This is a genomic window from Massilia glaciei (genome assembly GCF_003011895.2).
In the GTDB taxonomy this organism is placed as follows: domain Bacteria; phylum Pseudomonadota; class Gammaproteobacteria; order Burkholderiales; family Burkholderiaceae_D; genus Telluria_A; species Telluria_A glaciei.
Genome location: NZ_PXWF02000118.1, coordinates 1 through 6,741 on the forward strand (window position 1 = coordinate 1; position 6,741 = coordinate 6,741).

The 6,741-nt window shown below is 66.4% G+C and carries 5 protein-coding genes; 3 read left to right on the forward strand and 2 right to left on the reverse strand.

Annotated features, from left to right (window positions below; all coding sequences use genetic code 11):
- The first annotated feature begins 141 nt into the window (after positions 1 to 141).
- From C7C56_RS08555 to C7C56_RS08565, 3 genes are read left to right on the forward strand one after another with little or no spacing between them, the layout of a single operon-like run.
- Positions 142 to 1,140 (forward strand): SDR family oxidoreductase, encoded by a 999-nt coding sequence (locus tag C7C56_RS08555; protein WP_181373077.1) that lies wholly within the window; start codon positions 142 to 144, stop codon positions 1,138 to 1,140.
- Between the two features lie 16 nt (positions 1,141 to 1,156).
- Positions 1,157 to 2,218, forward strand: a complete 1,062-nt coding sequence (gene ku, locus C7C56_RS08560; protein ID WP_106757018.1) for a non-homologous end joining protein Ku — start codon at positions 1,157 to 1,159, stop codon at positions 2,216 to 2,218.
- A gap of 25 nt (positions 2,219 to 2,243) precedes the next feature.
- On the forward strand, positions 2,244 to 2,480 hold the full coding sequence (locus C7C56_RS08565) for a hypothetical protein (RefSeq protein WP_106757019.1): 237 nt from the start codon (positions 2,244 to 2,246) through the stop codon (positions 2,478 to 2,480).
- 50 nt (positions 2,481 to 2,530) lie between these two features.
- Here C7C56_RS08565 and C7C56_RS08570 read toward each other — a convergent pair whose 3' ends face one another.
- On the reverse strand, positions 2,531 to 4,150 hold the full coding sequence (locus tag C7C56_RS08570; RefSeq protein ID WP_106757020.1) for a diguanylate cyclase: 1,620 nt from the start codon (positions 4,148 to 4,150) through the stop codon (positions 2,531 to 2,533).
- A 184-nt stretch (positions 4,151 to 4,334) separates the two neighbouring features.
- On the reverse strand, positions 4,335 to 6,623 hold the full coding sequence (locus C7C56_RS08575; RefSeq protein ID WP_106757021.1) for a DUF1631 family protein: 2,289 nt from the start codon (positions 6,621 to 6,623) through the stop codon (positions 4,335 to 4,337).
- Positions 6,624 to 6,741: the final 118 nt, after the last annotated feature.

Sequence of the window (6,741 nt, forward strand, 5' to 3'; positions counted from 1 at the left end):
GTTTGGCTTCATGCAATCGCCCTGTTCGTCCGCCCAATTGTTGACCCGCCGGATGGCCGCCTTGTGTGTGCGCGCGCACGGTGCGGCGAACCCGCATTGCCAATAATGGTCGAATAAACAAACCCCCAGCAGGAGGCGGCAATGGCGAACAATGATGACATGGGCGGCCCCGGCAACACAGTCGACGACGTTGCGGAGATTCAAAAGGCGATCCAGCGCCGGCAAGACCAGATCGACGACCAGGGCAGCCCGCCCAGGAGCGGGGCGGCGGTGCAGACGGGCGCGCGGGACCACCCCGCGCCACCCTTCCCCCCGCGGCACCTGAGCAAGCCGGGGCACGAGCACGCCATGGAGCTCAAGCCCGAGTTCATGGCGCCTCTGTACAAGGGCAGCGGCAAGCTGCAGGGCCAAGTCGCCATCGTCACCGGCGGCGACTCCGGCATCGGCCGCGCCGTGGCGGTGCTGTTCGCGCGCGAGGGCGCCGACGTCGCCATCTTTTACCTCAACGAGCACGAAGACGCCGCCGAGACCGCGCGCCGCATCGAGGCCGAGGGCCGGCGCTGCATCGGCGTCGCCGGCGACGTCAAAGACATGTCGTTCTGCCAGGAGGCGGTCGACAGGGTGGTCGCCAAATGGGGCCGGCTCGACGTGCTGGTCAACAATGCCGCGTTCCAGGAACACGCCCATTCGCTGCTCGACCTGACCGAGGAGCGCTTCGACGAGACCATGCGCACAAACATCTACGGCTACTTCCACATGGCCAAGGCGGCCCTGCCCTATCTCGAACGCGGCGCCTCGATCATCAACACCGGCTCCGTCACCGGGCTCAAAGGGTCCGGCCACCTGCTCGACTACGCCACGACCAAGGGCGCGATCCACGCGTTCACGATGTCGCTCGCGGCCAACCTCATCGACCAGGGCGTGCGCGTCAACGCGGTCGCGCCGGGTCCGGTCTGGACGCCGCTCAACCCGGCCGACCAGTCGGCCGAGAAAATCGTCGATTTCGGCAAAGACACGAGCATGCGCCGCCCCGCGCAGCCCGAAGAAATCTCGCCCGCGTATGTGTTTTTGGCCTCGTCGGTGTGTTCGAGCTATATCACGGGCGTGGTCCTGCCCATCACCGGCACCGTGGGAGAGTAATGGGGGATCTGGGATAATGCCGCGCAGCCTATGGAAAGGGGCCATCAGCTTCGGCTTGGTGCTTATCCCCGTCGAAATGTATCCGGCCGTGCGCGACAGCGCGCTCGACCTCACCATGCTCGACCGGCGCGATTTTTCGCCCGTCGGCTTCAAGCGCTACAACAAGAACAACAACAAAGAGGTCGGCTGGGACGACATCGTCAAGGGCTACGAATACGCCGACGGCGAATACGTCGTGCTGTCCGAAGAAGACCTGCGCCAGGCCAACCCCGAGGCGACCCAGACCATCGACATCCTCGCCTTCGTCGACGCCGCCGACGTGCCCCTGCTGTACTACGAGCAGCCCTACTACCTCACCCCCGGCAAGGGCGGCGACAAGGTCTACGCGCTGCTGCGCGAAACCTTGCGCGAGACGGGCAAGGTCGGCATCGCCAAGGTCGTGATCCGTGTCAAGCAGCACCTCGCCGCGCTGGTGTGCGTCGACGACGCCATCGTGCTCAACACGCTGCGCTTCGCCGACGAGATCCGCGCCACCGACGAACTCAAAATTCCCGCATCAAACGCCAAGGCCGCCGGCCTGAACGACAAAGAGCTGCAGATGGCCAAGGCGCTGGTCGAGGGCATGAGCGCGCAATGGGACCCGGCGCAATACCACGACAGCTACCGCGAAGACGTACTCGCGCTGGTCGACAAAAAGGTCAAGGCGAATGAAACCAAGACCATCACGATGCCCGGCAAAGAGACGCCGCGCCCGGCCAGCAGCAATGTGGTCGACCTGGTGGCGCTGCTGCGGCAAAGCATCGGCAAAAAGCCGGGCAAGGCGGCGGCGGCCAACGACGGCGCGGACGACGACGGCGCGCCCGCGCCCAAGGGAGGCAACAAGGGCGGCAGCAAGGGCGCGGCGCCGGCCAAACGCGCCAAGCCCGCCGATAAGCCCGCCGATAAGCCCGCCGATAAGGCAGCCGATAAGGCGGCCCAGAACGCAGCCCAGAAGGCAGCCCAGAAGGCAGCCCAGAGCGCGGCCGCCGCCAAGGGCGCGCCATCCAAAGCCACGCCGGCACGGCGCAAGTCGGCATGAGGGCTGCGCGCGCCGCGGGCGCCCGATGACCGAAATCATCGATTTCCTCCAGTGGCCGGCGATGGTCGTCACGCTGCTGGCGGCGTGGATGATCGGCTCCAATCATGCCAGGCGCCGAATGCTGGGCTTCGGCTTGTTTTTGCTTAGCAATGTGCTGTGGATCGCGTGGGGCTGGAACGACGAGGCCTACGCGCTGATCGGGCTGCAACTGGGGCTGATCATCATGAACGTGCGCGGCATCCTCAAGAACGAGGACGCCTGATCAGCGCAAACCCAACGCCGCTGCCGACGCCTGCCGCCTGAAAGCCTGGCTTAAAACAGCCGCGCCTGCTCGACCCGGTTGCGGCCCATGCGCTTGGCCATCAGCAAGACCGAATCGGCCTCCTCGGTCAGTCCGGCCGAGGTGTCGCGCAGGGGGAACGAGGCGATCCCGGCGCTGAAGGTGGCGCACAGGGCGCCGCCCGGATGCGCATGCGGCATGGCCGAAAAATCGTGGCGGATGCGGTCGATCACGCTGAACGCCTGCTCCGGGCTGACGTCGGGCAAGGCGATCAGGAATTCCTCGCCGCCGTAGCGGCCGATCAGGTCGAGCGAGCGCAGGCGCCCCTTGAGCAGCCAGGCCAGGCCGCGGATGACCTGGTCGCCCACCGGGTGGCCGTAGGTGTCGTTGATCGCCTTGAAGTAATCGATGTCGATCATGGCCACCGTCAGCGTGCCGTGCGGCTGCAGTTGCGACACCATCGCGTTGAGGCGCGACTTGGTCGCCGTATGGTTGAGCAACCCGGTCAGGCCGTCGAGCACGGTCGAACGCTGGATCTTGCGGAAGCGCTCAATCTTGGTCTTGACGATGGCGGCCAGCAAGACCGGGTTGAACGGCTTGATCAGGAACTGGTCGCCGCCGAGGCGCAGCGCCTCGACCTGCATGCCGACGTCGGACTCGCCCGACAGGTAGACGATCGGCAGCGAGCCGTAGGCGGCCATCTGGCGCAACACGCGGGTCGCCTCGACGCCGTCGAAACGGGGCATGTACATGTCCATCAGGATCAGGTCGGGCTTGTAGCTTTCTAGCCGGTCGAGCAATTCGCCCGGATCGCTGATGGCGTGCGTGTCGATCCCGTGCTGGCCCAGCGTGCGCTCGATGAGCGCCACGGCCACCCGCGAGTCCTCGACCACGAGCACCCGGTATTGCTCCTGCTTGTTGGTCTGGACCAGGTCGAGGATGTGGTTGAGCACCATCGACGGCTGCTCGCGGGCGGGCACGGTCATGTCGATGCCGGCGCGCATCAGGGCGACGATCGGCTCGATGTGGGAGTCGACGCCGATGTAGAACAACTGGCTTCCCGGGCAACTCGCGCGGATCGCGGCGATGCGCGTGAATTCCTTCGGCTGCGTGGTCTGGCTCGCGGGCAGGAACAACACGGCCAGCGGCATGTCGTCGGGCGCGGCGTCGCTCTCCCAGTCCAGCTCAATGATCAGGAAGCCGAAAAAGCGCAGCTGGCGCGCCAGCGCGTCGGCCATGTCGTGCTTTTCGGGCGCGGCGATCAGCCAGACCGAGCGTGGCTTGATCCAGTCGATGTCGGGCACCGGCGCGGGCGCGACGCGCTCGTCGATGCGGCGCACTGGCGGCGCCGGCCGCACGATCGTGACCGCGCCTCCCAGGGTGTCGATCTGGCGGGTCAGCGAAATGATGTCGGTCTGGGCCAGCGGATGGGTGGTGTGGTCGCCGAATTTGTTTAGCGCGGCAACTTCGAGCCCCTCGCACAGGCGGACCAGGCCGGGCATGCGCAAGCGGGTGAAATATTCGGCCAGGCTGTTGACGGCGACCGTGAATTCGATGAACTGGTCGAACAGGCCGTCGGCCACGTACGCCTCCCAGCGCCTGCGAAGAACGTAGAGGTGATCGTCTATGGAGTTCGGCGAACTTTGTGTCATGACCTGCGCAGTGGGGAATGAGCGGCCATTATCATTGATATTTATTCAAGGAGCAATGCAATTTGGATATCGTTTTGTGATTTCGGTACAAGCGCTAGTGTAGTACGGCAATCAGATGTTGCTTAATAAATGTGGCGATTTCCGTCGCGACGAGGAAGAAACCGCAGCAAATGTCCGACAGCGGCTAGCCGGCCATGACGATCGGTTCCTCGGTTTCGCCGATCAGCGAGGCCACCGCCCGGTCGAACAGGGGCGCGTGCTCGAGCGGACGGATCTGTCGGTCCTGGAGCGCCTTGAGCATCGTGCTGTGCGAGTAGATATGGGGCGCCGCGCCCGCCGACAGCGGCGAGAACATATACAGGCAGCCGTGCGGACTGACCACGCTCAGGCGCGCCGGGACCTCGTTGGCGTCGATCCGCAGCAGCACGGCGGTGCCGACCCGCATCTGGCGCAGCCAGCCGGCGTCGGACTGCTGGGCCGGGTGGGCGTCGTAGCTGACCACCAGCGTGGCGGCCACCTCGCGCCGGGCCAGCGCCGCGCGCAGCACCAGAGGGCGCACCACCACAGGGCGCCCGTCGGCGCCCGCGCCGTTGCCGGCCTCGAGTTGCATATTGTGGAAACGGCCCTCGAGCTGCTCCATGCTGAGCACGCGCTTGCCGAACACCGGCGCGGCCGGCTTGCCACGCAGCACGTCGGCGTGCACCGCCACCAGTTGGTCCATCGCCTGTTGCGCCCGATCCCGGTCCAGTCCGATCAGTTCGAAGCCCTGGCGGATGCGGCTGGCAAGGCCCGGCAGCAAGGCCGTCAGTTCGGCGCGCTCCTGGGCGGTCGATTTTTCCTGGGCGCTCCAGAGCAGTTCGGGCAGCAGCTCGCGGTGGCGCAGCGCGGCGTGCGACTCGGGGCCGCGCCGTTGCGGATCCCAGCTTAGCGGGTGCACCAGCACCTCGAGCCACGGCCCGGTGATGAAATCGAACACCCGCGGGTCGATCGCCAGCGGACCGAGCAGATCCTGCAGCGCGAGCGTGGTGTTGTGGGTGATCGCGGCGATGCTCTCGGCCTCGTCGATCGACTCGCCGCACAGCGCGGTGCGGGTGTCGTGGAACCGCAGTTGCCGCACCAGGAAGCCCTCGAACTGGGCCAGGCACATCTTGAACACGCCGATGTCGCCATCGAAGCGGTTGAGCAGTTGCCCGATCAGTTGTTCGATGCGCGCCTCCATCGACTGGTCGGCCGCCGGGTCGGCGCCCGTGCCGATGGCCGCCGCGGCCATCCGATCGATCAGTTCGCGCGCCGGGTGGCCCGGCTGGTGCATGAGGTCGGGCTCGGCCATGCTGGCGCGCAGGAAAGGTATTTGCAGGCGGCCCAGCTGGGACCGCAGGCGCGGGGGGATCAGCGGATCGCGCATGACGAAATCGAACAACAGATCGACCATGCCGGCCATCATCCGGTCCTGGTCGGACGCACCGGGGCCGTCGACCTGCTCTTGCAGGGTCGGCTGCGCGCCCGCCCCTGCGGCGGCCCCCGCCGCCGGCGATTGCGCCGCCGACTTCTGGGCCAGCCGCAGGCGCGCGTCGAAGCCGTCGGCGGGGCCGCCGCCTGTTTGCGGCGCGCGCGCCTTGACGGCGCCGGGCTGGTTGAGCACCTTCCAGACGAAATCGTGCAAGGCGGCGCTCTGGCGCCGCTGCGCCATCTCGGCCGCGGTGGGCAACACGGGGCTTGCCTGCGGCGCGTGCGGCACGGCCGCGTCCGGCTGCTTGGGCGCCATGCCGGCGACGGCGACGGCGCCGGGCGCAAGCGCGGCCCGCCCGGCGGCCTCGCGCGCTTGGGGCGAGCGCATCGCCAGCAGTTCGGTGCTCACCCCGCCATCTTCGAACACGGTGCGGATGCCGCGGTAGAACGTAGGCAGTTGGCTGGCCATGGTCGAGGACAGGTGCGTGAACAGCAGCTTGGCGAGCGTGTCGTCGGCAACCAATTCGCGCAAGCCGTCGTGCAAGGCGCGCGCCAGCAGGTAGGGCCGGAAGGGATTCTCGCGTTCGCGCACCTCCTCGAAACCATGCAGGCGCGCGATGGACAAACTGATGCGGCCCAGATCGACTTGGTCGCCGTCGCGGAAGCGTGTGACCACGCGGTCGACCTCGATCAGCCGGTTGACGACCTCGTCGTCGATCAAGGTCAGGTCGTCGGCCGTGAGGTCCTTGACGTCCCTGCGCAGGTCCCTGTACATGGTCTGCATCGCGCGGTCGAGATTGAGCGCGAAGGTGATAACGATGCGCTTCTCCAACACCTGGCCTTGCTGGCGCAGGAAGTCGTGGGCCGTGCGCAGCATGCGCTTGTCGTCGTCGGACGCGCCCTCGCTCTTGACCGCCCCGAGCAGCGCCAGGTCGGTCTCCCACAACATGTTTTTGACCAGCACGGCAAAACCGGACAGCGCCTGCGCTTTGGCAAGATGGGTCAGGGGTTCGTTCTGTGGCATTTAACCCTCCTGGACGCGGTCCGGTTGCTGAATCGAATAGATTTTATTTGTATACACGATCTTAGCGCAATCGGCAACATCTTGGCATACAGCACAGCAGTTCTCAATTCAAAAGCGA